The organism is Paenibacillus xylanexedens, from assembly GCF_007676705.1.
In the GTDB taxonomy this organism is placed as follows: Bacteria; Bacillota; Bacilli; order Paenibacillales; family Paenibacillaceae; genus Paenibacillus; species Paenibacillus xylanexedens_C.
Map to the genome: position 1 here is coordinate 728555 of NZ_VEBF01000003.1, position 17315 is coordinate 745869.

The window sequence follows — 17315 nt, forward strand, 5'->3', positions numbered from 1 at the left end:
CATGTTCACCCGTTATTTTGAACCGGAAAATCCATAATTGAACAGCTTCCGTGTCTCGATAAAACGACCTTCACGAGTTTCCGTTCCAAATACAACTGAAATCAGCCTTTTTCCATCACGTTCAGCTGTCCCAACAAAATGATATCCGGAATCTTCATCATACCCGGTCTTCAATCCGTCATTCCCATCGTAAGCATACGGCCCACCAATGGAGGACAACATCCAGTTCGTGTTGCTCATGTACATTCCTTTTTGATGCATTGATACTTGCATCTGACTGGAGATTCTTAAGATCTCGGGATGGTTATTCAACAGATATCGCGCAAGCTTGCATGCATCAATAGCCGTCATCAAGGTCTGCCCTTGTATTTCCGTCGGACGGTTAGGACCGAGCAGCTTTTCACTGAGGCCCGTTGAATTCGTGAATTGTGTATCTTCAGACAGTCCGATCTGAGTTGCCTTCCGATTCATCTGATGAACAAAATTCTGCTCTGTACCACTAATATGTTCTGCAAGAGCAACCGCTGCATCGTTTGCTGAATAGACAGCTACGACCTGGAACAACTCCTGAACGGTGAATTGCTCCCCTTGCTTCAAGGTCAATTGACTGCCACCCACGGAACTGGCATATAGACTCACATTAACAAGATCGTCCCACCTTATATCTCCATTAATCACGGCTTCCATCACAAGTAGTTCTGTCATCAACTTACTGACGCCTGCTGGAGCAATCTCTCGGGAGCCATTAAAATCCATTAAGACCTGTTCGGAGTTCATATCCATTAATACAGCAGATTCAGCTTTAATTCCCGGTTTGCCTACCAGCATGTCCGGTTTCACACCCAAATATATAATGAGCAGTAGAGCCAGCAGCATACCTGCACGTTTCCACCATTTTTTCATAAGATGATCACCTCTTACCTATATAGACGAAGTGAAGAGGCATTTTGTCTGCACTTTTTTGAAAAAAGTTAAATTTTTTTTATTTTTTGGTTACAAAAAAAACATGGACCCCATACACCTATGCCAGAGTGTACAGAATCCATGTTTTTAAAGACACGTTTGTTCATTCTCCCAAGAGAATTCTTTGCTATAATCTAGCAACCGACATCTTAAAGGACCCCAATCCTTAATCGGTGTTAAGCTGTTTCAGGTAACCTTTTCTTCCAATTTGGACACTTAGAGATAGATGCCAACTTAGAAGGATTACTCAGCTACAACTGCTTTGTCTGCATTAACTTGCAGGTCGCTCAGGTAAACGCCTGTTCCATCACCAATCGCATAGTTCATTACACGTTTGTTAACCGGTGCCACCACTGCACGATACAGTGTAGGGAATACAGGAACTTCATCTACCATGTACTGCTGCCATTGATTGTAGATTTCTTTACGCTTGTCTACATCAAATGCCTCAGCAGAGATACCTTGTGCCAGCAATTTGTCATTCTCTTCGCTGGAGAATCTGGAGAAGTTGTAGAGTGCATCGCGGCCATACAGACCAGATGGATCTACGTCAATACCAACGCCCCATGCTGCTTGATACACATCAATGTTCGGATCATCTTTACCTGTGTTACCTACACGGTCATAGAAGCTGTTGAACTCAACCATTTCAAGGTTTACTTTCAAACCAATAGCTGCCCATGATTGAACGTAGTAACGTGCCAATGGTTCAGCAGTGTCGCCACCAGTCATAGACACAAAGTTAATTTCCAGTGGTGTTCCATCCGGATTGGTACGGAATTCACCATCCAGTTTGTAACCAGCTTCTTCAAGCAATGCTTTCGCTGCTTCTGGATCATACTTTACACCAGGATTACTGGAATCATGAAATTCTGGGTGAGATGGTGGAATCAGGGTTGTTGCATTCCAACGCAGGCCATTATAGAAACGTTTACCTACTTGGTCATTATCTACAGCCATCCACATTGCTTTACGCAAGTTTTTGTCGCCCATTTTTGCTTCGGCATTACTTACAACTTTTCCGTTCTCTTCATCCCACGTACCCAGTTTGAAACCGATGTACGTATAAGCACGATCGATTGTGCCCAGGAATTCTACGTTGGACAGGTTAGCATTGTCTTTGTATTGATCTGTCGGGAATGCATCTACGAGATCTACCCCGCCAGATTTCAGTTCTTGAACAACCGTTGTCGGGTTGATAACTTTCAGAGTTACACTATCCAGTTTTGGAGCTCCACGCCAGTAGTCATCGTTTTTAACAAAAGTTACAGACTCACCTGGAGTGATAACATCTACTTTAAATGGACCAAAACCAATTGGTTTTTCACGTACTTCTTTGGAAGAAGACATTTTGGCTACATCCATATCTCCGAAGATATGTTTAGCCAGTGGATACGTCCATACGCCACCTGTCAGAAGGGACGGAGTAGATTCTTTATACGTAATGCTGATTTGTTTGTCGCTCAGCACTTTAATACCAGAGATTGTTTTTGCTTTTCCAGCATGATACTCGTCCATACCTACGACACTAGTGAAGTTGGAGTCGTAACGTGGACCATCATACGCTTTGTTACCGATTACTTCATAAGCAAATTGCAGATCTTCAGCCGTTACCGGCTTGCCATCATGCCAGTTCACATTGTCACGAATGGTCAGTGTGAACGTTTTGCCATCTTCAGATGTCTCATATGTTGCTGCACCATCGTTAGTGTACACATAGTCTTTATCCCAAGTTAGCAAGCCTTCATCAAACCATTGAAGAACCTGAACATCCGGGTTACCGGAATAGAAATTGTAGTTCAGTGTACCTTCAAAAGCAGTATCCGATACAAGTCCGAATGTAATCGATCCGCCCTCGATCGCAGTTCCTTCATTCGTTTTGACATTGTTGAAGTCTTCAATGGAGTAAACGCCCTCTTCATTAGCAGGTTTTTCCTCTGTTTTTCCCTCTTCTGTGTTTGTAGCTGGAGCTGGAGTAGCTGCTTCTTTCTCCGAGCATGCTGCGAGCACCAATACAAAGACCAGCATCATCGTGAAAAATAGTCCCCGTGAAAATAATCCCTTTTTCATGAACCTTTCCTCCCTTTTCTTAACCTCTTCTTTGTCTTGCATCAGTCGCACGCTTGAGGGCTTGTCCGACATTATTTATACTCAACATCAGTACCAGGATCAGTACCGATGCGGGTAGCCATATCCACCATCTAGATTCCAGGGTTTGCGGATTTTGAGCATAGCTTACGAGTGTTCCAAGACTAGGTGTGCTTTCGGGAAAACCAAATCCCAGGAAAGATAACCCTGATTCGAGGCCAATGTTGGCAGCGAGATTCAATGTCATCGTTACGATGATGATGGAGCTCAGATTCGGAAGAACCTGTGAGAGCATAATCTTCAAATGAGAAGAGCCCAATGTTTTTGAAGCTTTTACATAGTCCAGTTCCCGTTCCTGTAATGCTTTGGAGCGAATCAACCTGGCAATACCCATCCAGAGAAATGCCGTCATGATTAGAGAGAACGAGATGATATTGTATTTCGGTACTGCTGTAACAAACGCGATAACAATCATCAACATCGGAAGGATCATGAAGAAATCAACAACACGCATGAAGAGGTTGTCAATCATTCCACCGAAATAACCGGATAAAAGGCCAATTAAGATACCTATGAAGCCAGTCATTAACGTAACGATAATCCCAATGGTCAGCGAGTTACGTGTACCGATGACCAGTTGGCCGAATACATCTCGGCCTCCATAGTCCGTTCCAAGCCAATATTGCGCAGAAGGCGGTTCATATAAGGCAAACAGATCCACGCGTACGATATCATCCTGATTCAGAATGAGCGACGTGCCATATACCAGTAACATGACCAAGCCCAAGAAAATGAGCGAGATTAGTGCCACCTTATCTCTGACAAGCTCCCGCCATACAATACTCAAGCTGGAGGGGCTTTTATCAACTTTTTGTGAAGTTACAACTACCTCGTTGGCCTTGCTCATCTTGTTTTCACCCCGAAATCTTCAAGTTCTTACTTGATCCGTATACGTGGATCTACAATTCCTAGAATTATGTCAGACAGCAATGCCCCGAGTATGGAAGCTACGCCATATAACAATACGAGTGCAGTCACAACGCTGAAATCACGCAATGAGATGGAACTCAGGAACAACTGCCCCATACCTGGATAACTGAATATGCTTTCGATAAATACCGTACCTCCGATAAGTCCTGTAATCTCATATCCGAAGAATGCGGCGATAGGTAGTAGCGAGTTTCTTAAGATATGTCTGTTATAGATCCGGGATTCCGAGGCACCCTTAGCTCTCGCTGTAATAACGAATTCCTTATGTTTGATATCAATGATTTCACTACGCAAATATTGAACGGTAGATACCGTTGTAATCAATGCCATGGATAGTGCCGGTAATAACAGATGATAGAACTTACTCATTACGTAGCTGAAGGTGCCCGGTGTAAGTCCAGGTGCAACACTTCCGCCTGTCGGGAACCAACCAAAGTGAAAACCGAAGATCCATACCATCACCAATGCGAAGATGAACAATGGTGCAGCAAAGCCCAGGTAAGTGTAGCCTGTGATCAACCGGTCAGACCAGGTATCGTTGTAACGACCACTGATGATCCCCAGTGGGATCGCGATCAGGTACGTCAGTACAAGTGTCGCAAGTGCAAGCCAGAATGTGTTTGCTACACGCTGACCAATCAGGTCAGTAACTGGCATTTTGAAACGGAAGGATTGTCCAAAATTACCTTGTATGGCATTTTTGATCCAGTCCCAATATTGCACGTACCAAGGATTATTCAATCCCAGTCTCTCTCGCTGGGCTTCCAATGCTTTGGGATCAACGCTTGGATCAAGCAGTCCGGTTAGAGCATCCCCCGGCATGGCCTTGGCCATCAGAAAGACCAAAAGACTAAGTAAAAAGATCTGAGGGATCATTATGATAATTCTGCGTACTATCGTTTTCCACATATGGCCTTCAACCTTTCTGAGGTAGAGCTACTCGGTGAGTATCGGAAATGGATTGGAGCGAGTATGCAAGCCCTTCCTCATCAAAGAAATTTCGGTATGAATGTTCATACTCGGATTTGACCTGTTGACGGAAGGCTACCATTTCCTCTCGTTTGGTTGGGTCCATATCCGGAATGGCTGCAATAAGACGTTTGGTATAGATGTGTTGCGGATTCTCAAAAATATCATTCGTTGTGCCCTGTTCCACATATCGACCTTTATACATAATTCCAATCTCATCACACATATGGCGGATGATGCCCAGATCGTGACTGATGAACAGATATGTCAGATTCAGTTCTTTTTGAATTTCCTGCATGAAGTTGAGTACCTGGGCCTGTACGGATACATCCAGTGCAGATACAGGTTCATCAGCGATAATTAGCTTCGGCTTTAGTGCAATAGCCCGTGCAATGCCAATCCGCTGACGTTGTCCCCCTGAGAATTCATGCGGATACTTGTAGATTGATTCTGGACTAAGGCCCACCTTTTCAAGTAATTCTCTTACTTGTCTTTTCTCCTCGGTAGCCGTCAGACGCTCGTAGTTTCGAAATGGCTCAGCGATGATATCAATAACCCGCTTCTTGGGATTCAGTGATGAATACGGATCTTGAAAGATCATTTGTACATCCCGCTGAAGCTGCCTGTTCTTCCGTCGCTCTGTAGCCAGATTCTGACCGTTAAACAGGATCTTTCCGTCAGTGACATGATTTAGCCCAATAATGGCTCTGCCTGTTGTCGTCTTGCCCGAACCGGATTCACCAACCAAACCATAGGTCTGTCCTTGTTCAATGGAAAAGCTAACATCATCAACAGCCTTTACACTGCCAATTTCCCGTTTGAGCAATCCACCGCGAATCGGAAAGTGTATCTTGAGTCCTTCTACTTCGAGTAATGCCATTATGTTATTCCTCCTCAGCTTGGTCAGGGAAATGAAAGTGCTGGTAACAGGTACAACGTACATAGTGACCTGGTGCAATTTCATGCATCTGTGGGTTCTCTTCATGAGCCGAATCACTAATCCATGGAATTCGGGCCTTGAATCGGCACCCTTTGCGAGGAAGATTTTTGAGTGAAGGCACGATGCCTTGGATAACATGCAATTTGGATCTTTCTTCAGATAGGGTAGGGATAGAGTTCAACAGTGAACGTGTATACGGATGCTTCGCATCATTCATCAACGTGAAGATATCTGCGATTTCAACAATTTCACCTGCATACATAACTGCCACACGATCTGCCATCTCAGCCACAACACCCAGATCATGTGTAATCAGAATAATGCCTGCGTTAATCTCATTCTTCAGATCACGGATCAGTTCCAGAATCTGTAGTTGAATCGTAACGTCAAGCGCCGTCGTGGGTTCATCGGCTATAAGTAGTTCCGGTTTGTTGGCAATCGCGATGGCGATGACAATTCTCTGTCTCATACCACCAGATAATTCGTGGGGATACTGCTTGTATATTTGTTCGGGACGTGGAATCCCTACCTGATTCAATAAGTGAATAACCTTTTCTCTCTTCTCTCTGGAAGAAAGCTTGGACTGATGAAGTGTGAGGATCTCTTCAATCTGTTCACCAATAATCATTAGAGGATTTAGTGCGGACAATGGGTCCTGAAAAATCATGCCCATTTCTTTACCGCGTAGCTTATTCAACTTGTTTGGGGAGATGTTGGCAATGTCCTGGCCTTTATAGAGAATCTGGCCTTCAATTTTTGCTTTGTTATGCAAACCCATAAGAGAGAATGCAAAAGCACTTTTACCTGACCCGGATTCGCCTACAATGGCCAACACTTCATTTTTCTTCACCGTTAGGTTAACGTGATCCACTGCTGCGTAATAGTCATCTTCAATTCTGAATGATGTTGTTAGATTTCTGACTTCCAATAGCTCTGTATTCAAATCAATCACCCTAACCCCATAATTTCCGTAGATTGTGTTCGTGTGTAGAAGAATGCATCTTCTGCATATTTCCAAGTTCTTGAAGATAACGAACAATAGCTTATACAAAATACCAAATCTTTAGGAGAATCACGTTTAAGAGACGTCTATTTAGACCATTGGTCAATTAATGTTGATAATTCCTAGCGGAATTATAATGGAAAATAATTAATGTAATCATACGTGTAATTTTAGCTAACGTCAATGCTTATTTTGAGATTTTTGGTATAAATGTTTTCTATACTACAGATTTGGATGTTAGTAATGTTATAAAGGCATTTGGCAAGGGGTTTGAGAGATCTTATCCTACTTTTAGCTGGGAGGTATATATAATCAATTGATCCTTCCAACGTATACCTAACATAATAATTACATCATATGTATAAGTATATGTTGAAATGAGTAGTAGAAATCTCTAAATCAATGTGAGGTGAATGTTATATGTTTTAGTGTTAACTATTCTAGAACAATAGCTCAACGCTTTTCATGTGGAGTCCTTAATCTTACATTGGATATAATTAGTGCCACCAAAGTAGAAAATCTAGTTATTATAGTATAGTTTCATTTATTTGCTTATGTAAAGACCAAATTGTAATCTTTTATCATTTATTTTACAAAAGAAAGAAAAAAGCCCTGCAAAATGCAGAGCTTTTCTAATATTTATTCATATTAGTGTATATATAATACCTCTTCACTTCGTTTCTGGAGGTCTTTTACCACGTTTTAACTCATTGATACTGAGACCAAAATCCATCTGTAAGTGAGGATAATCTGGGAAGTTAGCCCAGTCACCGCCCCACGTAAAACCTAACTCTTTCGCGAGTTCCACTACTTCCATCCAGTCAGCCTGGCCATTCTTGTTATCATCCCGTTCCATATCCCATACCACATCACCTTCAGGCGTCCTTAGTGCAAAATCAATCGCTAATCCATAGTTATGATATGACTCACCGCCACGTGCATTAGTAACAATATTGCCTGCACTTGAGCGTCCTTGGTTAAACAATGCATCTTGCTCATCGGAACTTCGGTAACCGTGGGTTATAACGATCTCTATTCCACGTCTGGCTGTCTTGCGTATCAATAATTCCTCATTCTCAGCCACTACAGGGTGAAGACCCGTAATTGGTGCAGCGTCTTGGATCGGTGTCCCTGGCCACATGTTATCGATATCACCTTTTTGCTGTAACCATACATATATAATGGAAAGTATTAGTGTAGCTACGATCCAGGTTTTCAAACTTCTATTTTTTTTCTGTTTGCCTTTACGTTTTGAAGTATTCATGTCCACTCCTGATGTTTATTCTGAATGACAACCATTCCTGCTGCCTGGATCTTTCAGTCGATTAGACTCTATTATAATTCATTTGAGCCTTAAATGCTTCCATCACCACAGTATTGAATTCTTTCATATATTAGAGTGGACATGTTAATTCTATTCATACATACAAAAAAGCAGTCGGCTATAAGCCGACTGCTTCGTATGCAAGCTGAGTAAAAACTACTCAGTTGTGTATGGCAATAATGCGATTTGACGGGAGCGTTTGATTGCAATCGTCAGCATGCGTTGATATTTAGCGCTAGTACCTGTTACACGGCGTGGCAAAATTTTTCCACGTTCGCTGATAAATTTACGAAGCAAGTCCGTATCTTTATAATCGATGTGAGTAATTTTGTTAGCTGTGAAGAAGCACACTTTACGACGTTTATTACGGCCGCCACGACGTGCCGGTCTTTTATCGTTGTCTCCGCCTTCTCTTTGCTTGAAGCCCATGCTTTTCAGTCCTTTCCTATCATGTAACCCATATCTCCTAAGAGTATCAGCTCATGTTAAAATGGCAAATCATCATCCGATATATCAATCGGTTTTCCGTCATCGGAAAAAGGATCCTGATTGTTGCTACGCGAATTATTGTTATTGTTCGCGCGTCCGCCGCCTCCATAAGAAGGCTCTTCACGCATTGGTTGCCCACCGCCGCCACCGCTATTATCACGGTTAGCTGACTCCAAGAAACGGACATTATCGGCAATGACTTCGGTCACGTATACACGTTTTCCTTCGTTATTCTCGTAGTTCCGTACTTGAATGCGTCCTTCGACTGCAGCCAGGCGTCCTTTGCGCAAGTAGTTCGCACAGGTCTCGGCAAGCTGTCTCCAGGTTACGACCGGAATGAAATCGGCTTCCTTTTCTCCCCCTTGGCTTGTAAACGGTCTGTCCACTGCCAAAGTAAATTGCGTAACTGCTACTCCTGCTGGAGTGTAACGCAACTCAGGATCCCGGGTTAACCGGCCGATCAGAATGACACGGTTCAACAATGTAATCCCCTCCTTCAGAGCGTATTGGTGCGTTGATCACGAGTAGTCTTAAGCAGACTTAACGTCGTTGGTAATGAGATAACGAATAACTTCGTCAGAAATCTTCATGAGACGCTCAAGTTCAGTTACAACTGCTGGTTCAGCAGTGAAATGTACCAGAACATAAAAACCATCACGGAATTTCTTGATCTCATACGCAAGACGGCGTTTACCCATAACGTCGTGAGCTGTAACTTCACCACCGCCGTTGGAGATGATGCCTTGGAATTTATCGACTGTAGCTTGAACAACTTCTTGCTCAATGTCAGGACGAATAATGTACATCACTTCATATTTGCGCATAATTTTCACCTCCTTATGGACTCTGGCCCTCAATCTAGGTTGAGAGCAAGGAACGAGCACAAACTCGAACTATATTAATATAACAAAAACCGAGCCAAAGTGCAAGCAAACGTTCCCTGTACATATTGGCACATGATCACCCGAGCTCTGGTGCACACTAGAGAAGCAACACTGAAACATAATCTGTAGAGGAGGTTTTATCATGGGTGAACAAACCGAGTTCGAACCAGGGGACAAAGCCCCCAATGATGGTGAGTATACCGAGATTGGCGAAAACAGTTTTCACACGGAGATTAACAATCCAAAACGAGTAACGCTACAAAAGGGCGAAGCTTTCCCGGAAACAAGCAATCATAATCGCAAGTGGAAGAAACTGACCAAGGCCCGTGTCCACTAATCAACATTTTTTTCAGCTCCATGTATATAAACCGGAATAAAGCACATAATACAATCAGGCGGTGCACGAGAGAGGTGTGGTTCCGTTGGACAACGAAGCCGATCATTCGCTGTTGGAGATTCATCACGTAATTTAAGAAGCAAGTGGTTGTGTGTTGTAAGGCCCTTCGTCTGAAGCACGCGTATTGCTACGTGCAGTATACCAAGTTTCTGATTGTTACGACCGATTGTTTCCTAACAAACAAATGCACCGCCGGACAGAGAGCCCTTCGGGGCTCTTTGTTTTTATACAAGGTTAAACAAAAAGACCTTCCTAATGGAAGGTCTTCTTAACGATCTTTTATTAAACTCAACATGAATTGAGTAAATTGTAATTGAAGTGGCGGAAAGGGTGGGATTCGAACCCACGCACGCTGTGACACGCCTAACTGATTTCGAGTCAGCCCCCTTGGGCCTCTTGGGTACCTTTCCGCAGCAATATTGATTATAGCATGATCATTTACAGAACGCAACACCCATACGGGGCCTACATGTAAACGTTATTACGAGCATTACATCCTGAAATATTGCAACGTCAGGATTCTGTGGAATCTTCGGCTGAGCGCAATACCTTTTTCATGTTTTTTTCAAATTTCGCTCTTGGAATCAACACACTGTGTTTACATCCAACACACTTGATTCGAATGTCCATTCCCATTCGAATGATCTCCATTTCATTACTGCCACAGGGATGTTGCTTCTTCATCTGCACGATATCCCCAAGCTGGAAACTTTTACGCTCCACCAGTGCCATCCCCCTCATCTTTCTCCAGAGCTACTGCCTGTTCCAATGCTGCCTGATTGCTCATCTCATGATACTCCAGTGTTTTTTTAACATCGCCCTGAATCTGACGTTCCACCGAAGCACGAGAATTAGGCATACATTCAGCCACAATTCGTACCACATACTCTGATGTAGACATCGACTGAATACCGAGTACATCCGGGACCTTCACAATATTCAAATCACGTTCCTCGATCCCAACCAAAGATTGTTTCACCAGGTGTACAGACTCATCCAGACTCATATCCGCCTTCATCGGAATATCCACTACAGCTAGCGAATTGGACATGGAGTAGTTCGTTACACTTGCAATCGCCCCGTTCGGGATAATATGCACCTCACCTTGCCAGCTGACCAGTTTGGTTGTTCTGAGCCCGATCACTTCAACCGTTCCCTTGTAGGTCCCCGTCTGAATAACATCCCCCACCGCGAATTGATCCTCTAATATAATGAAGAAACCCGTAATAACATCCTTAACCAGACCCTGTGCACCGAACCCAATGGCAAGTCCGAGCACACCGGCACTGGCCAGCAGCGGTCCAACTTGGATATTGATCTCTGATAACAGTAGCAGAATCATAATAAAATTACATGTTATGGAGGTCGCATTTTTCAACAGTTCCCCTACGGTTACGAATCTGCGCGGATTTACGCGAATCTTACCTTCCTGCTTGCGTTCCATGGAACGATCTATAATTCGATATACGACCTTAATAACAATACGGGTGATAATGAAAATAATGATAATCCGGATTGAGCTAAACATAATATTAAGCCACATATCAGGATCTGCAATTTTGTTCCAGACTTTATCTGTCCAACGAAGGGCTTCATTCACAGCACCAGTAGCACCGGTCCCATTCCCTTGAGCCAACTGAAATGGCAACATCCTTCATCTCTCCTCTACATCGGTATGTTATCATAGCTGTCTTCTGTTTTGAAATAGAGGCCACGGATCTCTACGAACTCGTTACGAATGATCTTCTGCACCCGCTCCAGATCCTCTTTTGGAAACTGGATACATAGCGCACAACCTGCTGTAATTTCTTTTGGCGTAGGGAACAAGTCGATCTCTATCTCGGCAAACTCCAGCAGCATTTCAGCACGTAGTGCCTGCTGGGTTGAATCAAACGCAATCAGCATCCAATCGTTAATCCATTCGTCCATGTCCCGCTCCTTTCACCATACGTCCAACCCTTGAGAAAAAGCTTGTCCTCATGAAGTATAAAACGCTCTACCTTTCCATATACTGTTACTACTATTCCAAGGGAAAGGATAGATCCTATGAATCCTACTTCGCGTTCCTTTTCATCACAAGACTTGACCAGTTTGAAAATCCCCCATACCGATCCAGGCATTCACTCTGCCATTACCCATCGTTTAATGTTCCATCTCTATAAAGCCCATTCTCTGCAAAATGTAGTGATCGTCTGCATCGGCACAGATCGCTCAACAGGCGACTGTCTTGGTCCTCTGGTCGGATCAGCACTTTCCAAGTGGGACAGCCCTTTATTTCATTTGTACGGTACCTTAGATGAACCAGTTCATGCAATGAACCTTCAGGACACACTCCACAACATACAGAAAACACACCATAACCCTTATGTGATTGGGATTGATGCCTGTCTTGGTCAGTCATCCAGTGTAGGATGCATTCAAGTCGTGAATGGCCCACTCAAGCCCGGTGCGGGGGTAAATAAAGAATTACCGCCGGTCGGCGATATCCATCTAACAGGTATCGTTAACGTCGGCGGCTTTATGGAATACTTTGTCTTACAGAACACACGGCTTAGTCTCGTCATGCGCATGTCCGAGATTATATCCAGCAGTCTGTATTCGGCCATTCGGGAATGGCATACACGTTCTACTCTGCTTGCTGTGCCAGAGTAATAGCTTCCTTTTCCTCTGGGGACAGAGTGTACGTGGACTCTCCCCCTTTAAGAGGTTTTGCATATACATAAGAACCGTCACGGTTATATATCCCCGTAAGGATCATCCCATCCTGGCTATCGTTAATCATGGCCATCGAGAAACTCAGATCACTGCCACGCTCTCCATAAGCATTGTATCTTTTCACGCCAACTTTACCTTGAATGCGGGTCAGCTTTTGCATGACAATTTGCAGCTGATTCGTTTGCAGTTTGTGTTCATCCTCAATGCTGTCCATCTGAATTTTCAGATTAATCAGCAATGATTCAAGGTCCTCCACTCCACTGCCAGCCATCATGGCTTCATATTTACGTTTAAACTTTCGTAACTTTGCCCCTTGAGCAATACTTACAATCAGCAAGATCACTGTAAGTAATGCCATTCCACCAATAATCCATAACAGCTGTTCCAGAATCAGCTCGTTTAATTCAGCCATGTAAGTGCAACTACCCCTCTATATTTTTGATCAGATTACGTCTGTCTGTAATACTACCATTCATTATAAATCAACCCGATATTCATAAGCTTAATCATGCAGTGCTGCGTCAAATGAATACGTCATGACAACTCTAATCTATTCTCCCTGTCAGTTCCAATACTGCCTTAACGAACACATCGACATGTTCTCTTGTCGAGTTGTATCCCACACTAGCTCTTACCGCTCCGGTAGCGGTTGTGCCAGCTGATTCGTGAGCAAGCGGTGTACAATGAAAACCGGAGCGAACTGCAATCCCATAATTCCGGTCTAATCGGAAAGCAAGTTGTGCCGAATCATACCCTTCCACAGTAAAAGATACTAACCCGGTACGGGGCTGTCCTATCTCCGGACCTAGCATTCGAATGCCTTTAACGGAAGATAGCCCATCCATCATATGTTGGGTCAGTTCCCACTCGTGTTGGTAGATGAACGCCGGTGTCATCTCAAGTACATGTTTCACACCCGCATTCAGCCCTGCGATCCCGACAGTATTGGGTGTTCCCGCCTCATACCGATCAGGACGTACCTTTGGCTGCTCCAGTGCTTCTGACTGGCTTCCTGTTCCCCCATGAAGCAAAGGCTGCACATCCAGCTCAGGCGCAATGTACAGGCCACCTGTTCCCTGAGGACCAAGCAGTCCCTTGTGTCCCGGAAAAGCCAGCATATCGATGCCCAATTGTTGCACATTCACAGGCATAACCCCAGCACTCTGAGCTGCATCTACTAGTAATATCGCCTGATATTTACGACATAGGAGCGATATTTCCCCAATAGGAAGAATACTGCCAAGCAGATTGGAACTATGTGTACAGACCACCAACTTGGTATTTGAACGAAACATACGTTCCATTTGCACCAAATCGATGGCTCCTGCATTGTTTACAGGTGCATAATCAATCTCTACATTTCGCGATCTGCGCATATACTCTAGTGGTCGTCTGACTGAATTATGTTCAACCATGGTAGCAATGACATGATCGCCTTCGTTAAGCAAACCTTGAATAGCCAGATTCAGAGCTTCTGTCGTATTTGATCCAAATGCAACATCATTGGCATTCTTGATGCCAAACATATCAGATATCGATTTTCTGGCCTCGAAGAGTACACGACTTGCCTGAACAGCCATTCGGTGACTTCCTCTGCCGGGATTGGCCCCTGCAATCTCCAATGCACTCAACATTGCTTCACCGACAGCAGGTGGTTTGGGCCAAGATGTTGCTGCATGATCCAGATAGATAATTCCCTCCACCTCACAACCACCTCTGTCCCATAAGTTAGTTATTCACCTGTACGTATTGCATAGATCACCCTGTAAACAAAGAATGACATATCGTTTCTCCATGGTACAGAGGCGATATGTCATGACATGAGTAAGCCCCGCATGTTGTTAATGAATCATCGATCCGACTATTATTGCAACAATTCCAATAGCCGTTCCAGATCCTGTTGACTGTAGTAGTTGAGCTCAATTTTACCTTTATCTTTATTGTGCTTGATTTTCACTGTTGTTTTGAAACGTTCACGCAGCGATTCTTCCACCGTATCAATGAATGGATCTTTCTTTTTCAACTTCGATTTGGCTTTAGCCTCACCTGTTTTGGATCGGTCCAGTTGTTGAACGGCTTCCTCCAACTCACGCACACTCCATTGCTGATCAATGGTTTGTTTGGCAAGTTGCTTCACCACAACCTCATCTTTAACACCCACGATCGCGCGTGCATGTCCCATAGATAATGTTCCACGTGAAACATGGTCTTTTACTTCTTCGGGCAATGATAACAGACGCAAGAAGTTAGCAATGTGAGAACGTGATTTACCTACTTTTACAGACAACTCTTCCTGAGTCAACGCGAATTGGTCCATTAACCCCTGATAAGCAACTGCAACTTCCATGGCATTCAGATTCTCCCGTTGCAGATTCTCGATCAACGCAATCTCCATTACCTGCTGATCACTGAAGTTGCGAACTACAGCGGGTACGGTGGCATTACCACAATATTGCGATGCTCTGAACCTTCGTTCTCCGGCAATAATCTCATAACCTCGTAATACAGGACGAACAATAATAGGTTGTATGACACCATGCTGACGGATAGACTCAGCCAGTTCATGTATTGCGCCTTCATCAAATACCTTACGTGGTTGATAGGGGTTAGCCCGCAGTTGACTAATCGGGATTTCTACGACTTTATCATCGTCATTAATTGAAAGCGAAGGAATGAGGGCATCAAGACCTTTTCCAAGCCGCTTACTCATAAGAAATCACTTCCTTTGCGAGCTCTAAATACACTTCCGCCCCTCTTGACCGAGGGTCATACGTGATAATGGATTGACCATGAGATGGTGCTTCGCTAAGCCGTACGTTACGCGGAATAATCGTTTGATATACTTTTTGTTGAAAATACTTTTTCACTTCTTCAATAACCTGGATCCCCAGATTGGTCCGTGCATCAAACATCGTCAGCAATACTCCTTCAATCTGCAAGGAAGTATTCAGATGCTTCTGTACCAGACGAACTGTATTAAGCAATTGGCTTAATCCTTCAAGTGCATAATACTCACACTGAATCGGAATGATCACCGAATCGGAAGCAGTCAACGAATTGATCGTTAACATACCAAGGGATGGTGGACAATCGATCAGTATGTAATCATAGTTTTTTTTCACCATGGCGAGTGATTTTTTCAGGCGAACTTCCCGTGATATCGTGGACACCAATTCGATCTCGGCTCCGGCAAGCTGAATCGTTGCAGGTATGATATGAAGGCCTTCAATCTGAGTCTCCACAATCGCTTCTTGAGGAGGAACCTCATTAATAATGACATCATATATACAATTAGCCACATCTGCTTTATTGATTCCGACTCCGCTAGTTGTATTCCCCTGAGGGTCAATATCGACAAGCAATACTCTTTTCCCGAGTGAAGCCAGTCCTGCACCCAAGTTAACAGATGTCGTCGTTTTCCCCACACCGCCCTTTTGATTTGCTACGGCCATAATCTTAGACAATTACTTCACCTCAAATAAAATAGGAGTCTTTTCTTGTAGGTTGTGAGATATTGTTAACAAAAAGCAGGTGGCTATCGTCCACACAAACAACAACTACCGTTCCATCCATATACCGTTCTCTAAACATTTCAGACCCATCTTGCTTTATAGACATAAAAAGCGGCCCATTGCCGCCATAAGCTTCAATTATTTGCGTTTTGGAATATGGATAACGATCTCGTAATGATCCTCATGGTCTGCTTCTTTTGTTTTGATATCCAGACCAGAGCCAGTTACCATATCAATGGATTGGCGAATCGTATTAAGTGCCAGTCTTACGTCCTTGGTAAAGGAAACCCGTTTTGACTTTTTGATCTTGGAAGATTCCTTGTAGAAGGCAACACGCGCCTCAGTCTGTTTCACATTCAATTCTTTTTCGATAATCTCACCGAGCAACTTCATCTGCAGTTCTTCCGTATCGAGAGAAAGTAATGCTCTTGCATGCCGTTCAGAAATTTTGCGTTCCATCAATGCGGCCTTAATGCCTTCCGGGAGCTGTAACAACCGAATTTTGTTGGCGATGGTTGACTGGCTTTTGCCGAGTCGTTGTGCAAGACTCTCCTGTGTCAGTTGATGCAAGTCGATCAGCTTCTGATAAGCAACGGCTTCTTCAATTGAAGTCAATCCTTCACGCTGCAAGTTCTCAATCAGTGCAATGGATGCGGCCTGAGAATCGTTGAATTCACGTACAATAGCCGGAATCGTATCCAAACCCAGTTTTCGAACTGCACGCCAGCGACGTTCCCCGGCAATAATCTCATATGATCCATTTCGCACGCGAACGACAATAGGCTGAATTACGCCATGTGTTTTGATCGTCTGCAACAACTCATCAATTTTATCATCATCAAAAATAGTACGGGGTTGATATGGGCTGCTCACAATTTCATTAACCGGAATCTGTTTGATCTCATCTCCGTTATTGCGCTCCGCCAAACCAAACAACTTCGAAAATTGTTCTTTCATTCCGCAGATTACCACCTAGTTTCGTAATAGCTCCCACAGTCTTTGCAGGTGCTTCTTATTCCATAAGCGACCCTTCACATGCAT

Annotated in this window: 20 protein-coding genes and 1 tRNA gene; 2 read left to right on the forward strand and 19 right to left on the reverse strand. The window is 43.7% G+C overall.

What is annotated here, in order from left to right; translation table 11 throughout:
- Positions 1-12: 12 nt before the first annotated feature.
- From FS628_RS21090 to rpsF, 10 genes are all read right to left on the reverse strand, one after another.
- Positions 13-903 carry a D-alanyl-D-alanine carboxypeptidase family protein gene (locus FS628_RS21090; protein ID WP_145324969.1) on the reverse strand — a complete coding sequence of 297 codons (891 nt, stop codon included), beginning with the start codon at positions 901-903 and terminating at the stop codon, positions 13-15.
- Between the two features lie 303 nt (positions 904-1206).
- Positions 1207-3033: an oligopeptide ABC transporter substrate-binding protein gene (locus tag FS628_RS21095; protein WP_145324970.1), complete on the reverse strand. Its 1827-nt coding sequence runs from the start codon at positions 3031-3033 to the stop codon at positions 1207-1209.
- 19 nt (positions 3034-3052) lie between these two features.
- Complete coding sequence (locus FS628_RS21100; RefSeq protein WP_145324971.1) at positions 3053-3958, reverse strand: ABC transporter permease; 906 nt, start codon at positions 3956-3958, stop codon at positions 3053-3055.
- Between the two features lie 29 nt (positions 3959-3987).
- Positions 3988-4950: an oligopeptide ABC transporter permease gene (opp4B, locus tag FS628_RS21105; RefSeq protein WP_145324972.1), complete on the reverse strand. Its 963-nt coding sequence runs from the start codon at positions 4948-4950 to the stop codon at positions 3988-3990.
- Between the two features lie 7 nt (positions 4951-4957).
- Positions 4958-5890, reverse strand: coding sequence for an ABC transporter ATP-binding protein (locus tag FS628_RS21110; protein WP_145324973.1), 933 nt, complete (start codon positions 5888-5890; stop codon positions 4958-4960).
- A 4-nt stretch (positions 5891-5894) separates the two neighbouring features.
- The gene (locus FS628_RS21115) at positions 5895-6893 is read right to left on the reverse strand and encodes an ABC transporter ATP-binding protein (RefSeq protein WP_145324974.1); all 999 of its coding nucleotides are present in this window, start codon (positions 6891-6893) and stop codon (positions 5895-5897) included.
- A gap of 730 nt (positions 6894-7623) precedes the next feature.
- Positions 7624-8217: a M15 family metallopeptidase gene (locus FS628_RS21120; RefSeq protein ID WP_145324975.1), complete on the reverse strand. Its 594-nt coding sequence runs from the start codon at positions 8215-8217 to the stop codon at positions 7624-7626.
- A 216-nt stretch (positions 8218-8433) separates the two neighbouring features.
- Positions 8434-8706, reverse strand: a complete 273-nt coding sequence (rpsR, locus tag FS628_RS21125) for a 30S ribosomal protein S18 (protein WP_017691433.1) — start codon at positions 8704-8706, stop codon at positions 8434-8436.
- 56 nt (positions 8707-8762) lie between these two features.
- The gene (gene ssb, locus FS628_RS21130) at positions 8763-9248 is read right to left on the reverse strand and encodes a single-stranded DNA-binding protein (RefSeq protein ID WP_017691432.1); all 486 of its coding nucleotides are present in this window, start codon (positions 9246-9248) and stop codon (positions 8763-8765) included.
- Positions 9249-9296: 48 nt separating this feature from the next.
- Positions 9297-9590, reverse strand: a complete 294-nt coding sequence (gene rpsF / locus FS628_RS21135) for a 30S ribosomal protein S6 (RefSeq protein WP_036611944.1) — start codon at positions 9588-9590, stop codon at positions 9297-9299.
- A 202-nt stretch (positions 9591-9792) separates the two neighbouring features.
- On the opposite strand from rpsF, the gene FS628_RS21140 reads away from it, so the two are divergent.
- Positions 9793-9987, forward strand: coding sequence for a YjzC family protein (locus FS628_RS21140; RefSeq protein ID WP_145324976.1), 195 nt, complete (start codon positions 9793-9795; stop codon positions 9985-9987).
- A 379-nt stretch (positions 9988-10366) separates the two neighbouring features.
- On the opposite strand, the gene FS628_RS21145 is transcribed toward FS628_RS21140, so the two are convergent.
- From FS628_RS21145 to FS628_RS21160, 4 genes are all read right to left on the reverse strand, one after another.
- A tRNA-Ser gene (locus FS628_RS21145) sits at positions 10367-10457 on the reverse strand.
- Between the two features lie 103 nt (positions 10458-10560).
- Positions 10561-10770 carry a DUF951 domain-containing protein gene (locus FS628_RS21150; RefSeq protein ID WP_036611950.1) on the reverse strand — a complete coding sequence of 70 codons (210 nt, stop codon included), beginning with the start codon at positions 10768-10770 and terminating at the stop codon, positions 10561-10563.
- Positions 10760-11698, reverse strand: a complete 939-nt coding sequence (locus FS628_RS21155; protein ID WP_145324977.1) for a mechanosensitive ion channel family protein — start codon at positions 11696-11698, stop codon at positions 10760-10762. The genes FS628_RS21150 and FS628_RS21155 overlap by 11 nt, the downstream gene beginning before the upstream one ends.
- A gap of 14 nt (positions 11699-11712) precedes the next feature.
- Positions 11713-11976: a DUF3343 domain-containing protein gene (locus FS628_RS21160; protein WP_017691427.1), complete on the reverse strand. Its 264-nt coding sequence runs from the start codon at positions 11974-11976 to the stop codon at positions 11713-11715.
- 117 nt (positions 11977-12093) lie between these two features.
- Here FS628_RS21160 and yyaC point away from each other — a divergent pair, with 117 nt between their 5' ends.
- Positions 12094-12699 carry a spore protease YyaC gene (gene yyaC / locus FS628_RS21165; protein WP_145324978.1) on the forward strand — a complete coding sequence of 202 codons (606 nt, stop codon included), beginning with the start codon at positions 12094-12096 and terminating at the stop codon, positions 12697-12699.
- On the opposite strand, the gene FS628_RS21170 is transcribed toward yyaC, so the two are convergent.
- The 5 genes from FS628_RS21170 to noc form a co-directional block, all read right to left on the reverse strand.
- On the reverse strand, positions 12674-13174 hold the full coding sequence (locus FS628_RS21170; RefSeq protein WP_145324979.1) for a DUF4446 family protein: 501 nt from the start codon (positions 13172-13174) through the stop codon (positions 12674-12676). The two genes, yyaC and FS628_RS21170, sit on opposite strands and share 26 nt — an antisense overlap.
- Before the next feature lie 133 nt (positions 13175-13307).
- On the reverse strand, positions 13308-14465 hold the full coding sequence (locus FS628_RS21175) for an aminotransferase class V-fold PLP-dependent enzyme (protein ID WP_145324980.1): 1158 nt from the start codon (positions 14463-14465) through the stop codon (positions 13308-13310).
- Between the two features lie 161 nt (positions 14466-14626).
- Complete coding sequence (locus FS628_RS21180; RefSeq protein WP_145324981.1) at positions 14627-15472, reverse strand: ParB/RepB/Spo0J family partition protein; 846 nt, start codon at positions 15470-15472, stop codon at positions 14627-14629.
- Entirely contained in the window at positions 15465-16226 is a 762-nt protein-coding gene (locus FS628_RS21185) for a ParA family protein (protein ID WP_024629525.1), read from the reverse strand. The genes FS628_RS21180 and FS628_RS21185 overlap by 8 nt, the downstream gene beginning before the upstream one ends.
- Positions 16227-16412: 186 nt before the next feature.
- A complete protein-coding gene (gene noc / locus FS628_RS21190) occupies positions 16413-17231 on the reverse strand; it encodes a nucleoid occlusion protein (RefSeq protein ID WP_062836524.1) in 819 nt (272 codons plus the stop codon).
- Between the last annotated feature and the right edge of the window lie 84 nt (positions 17232-17315).

Excerpts from the sequence above, each read along its gene's own strand:
- opp4B (WP_145324972.1), bottom strand. The coding sequence starts at position 4,950 with ATGTGGAAAACGATAGTACGCAGAATTATCATAATGATCCCTCAGATC.
- FS628_RS21155 (WP_145324977.1), bottom strand. The coding sequence starts at position 11,698 with ATGTTGCCATTTCAGTTGGCTCAAGGGAATGGGACCGGTGCTACTGGT.
- yyaC (WP_145324978.1), top strand. The coding sequence starts at position 12,094 with ATGAATCCTACTTCGCGTTCCTTTTCATCACAAGACTTGACCAGTTTG.
- FS628_RS21110 (WP_145324973.1), bottom strand. The coding sequence starts at position 5,890 with ATGGCATTACTCGAAGTAGAAGGACTCAAGATACACTTTCCGATTCGC.
- FS628_RS21095 (WP_145324970.1), bottom strand. The coding sequence starts at position 3,033 with ATGAAAAAGGGATTATTTTCACGGGGACTATTTTTCACGATGATGCTG.
- FS628_RS21140 (WP_145324976.1), top strand. The coding sequence starts at position 9,793 with ATGGGTGAACAAACCGAGTTCGAACCAGGGGACAAAGCCCCCAATGAT.
- noc (WP_062836524.1), bottom strand. The coding sequence starts at position 17,231 with ATGAAAGAACAATTTTCGAAGTTGTTTGGTTTGGCGGAGCGCAATAAC.
- FS628_RS21170 (WP_145324979.1), bottom strand. The coding sequence starts at position 13,174 with ATGGCTGAATTAAACGAGCTGATTCTGGAACAGCTGTTATGGATTATT.
- FS628_RS21120 (WP_145324975.1), bottom strand. The coding sequence starts at position 8,217 with ATGAATACTTCAAAACGTAAAGGCAAACAGAAAAAAAATAGAAGTTTG.
- FS628_RS21100 (WP_145324971.1), bottom strand. The coding sequence starts at position 3,958 with ATGAGCAAGGCCAACGAGGTAGTTGTAACTTCACAAAAAGTTGATAAA.
- rpsF (WP_036611944.1), bottom strand. The coding sequence starts at position 9,590 with ATGCGCAAATATGAAGTGATGTACATTATTCGTCCTGACATTGAGCAA.
- FS628_RS21090 (WP_145324969.1), bottom strand. The coding sequence starts at position 903 with ATGAAAAAATGGTGGAAACGTGCAGGTATGCTGCTGGCTCTACTGCTC.
- rpsR (WP_017691433.1), bottom strand. The coding sequence starts at position 8,706 with ATGGGCTTCAAGCAAAGAGAAGGCGGAGACAACGATAAAAGACCGGCA.
- FS628_RS21180 (WP_145324981.1), bottom strand. The coding sequence starts at position 15,472 with ATGAGTAAGCGGCTTGGAAAAGGTCTTGATGCCCTCATTCCTTCGCTT.
- FS628_RS21160 (WP_017691427.1), bottom strand. The coding sequence starts at position 11,976 with ATGGACGAATGGATTAACGATTGGATGCTGATTGCGTTTGATTCAACC.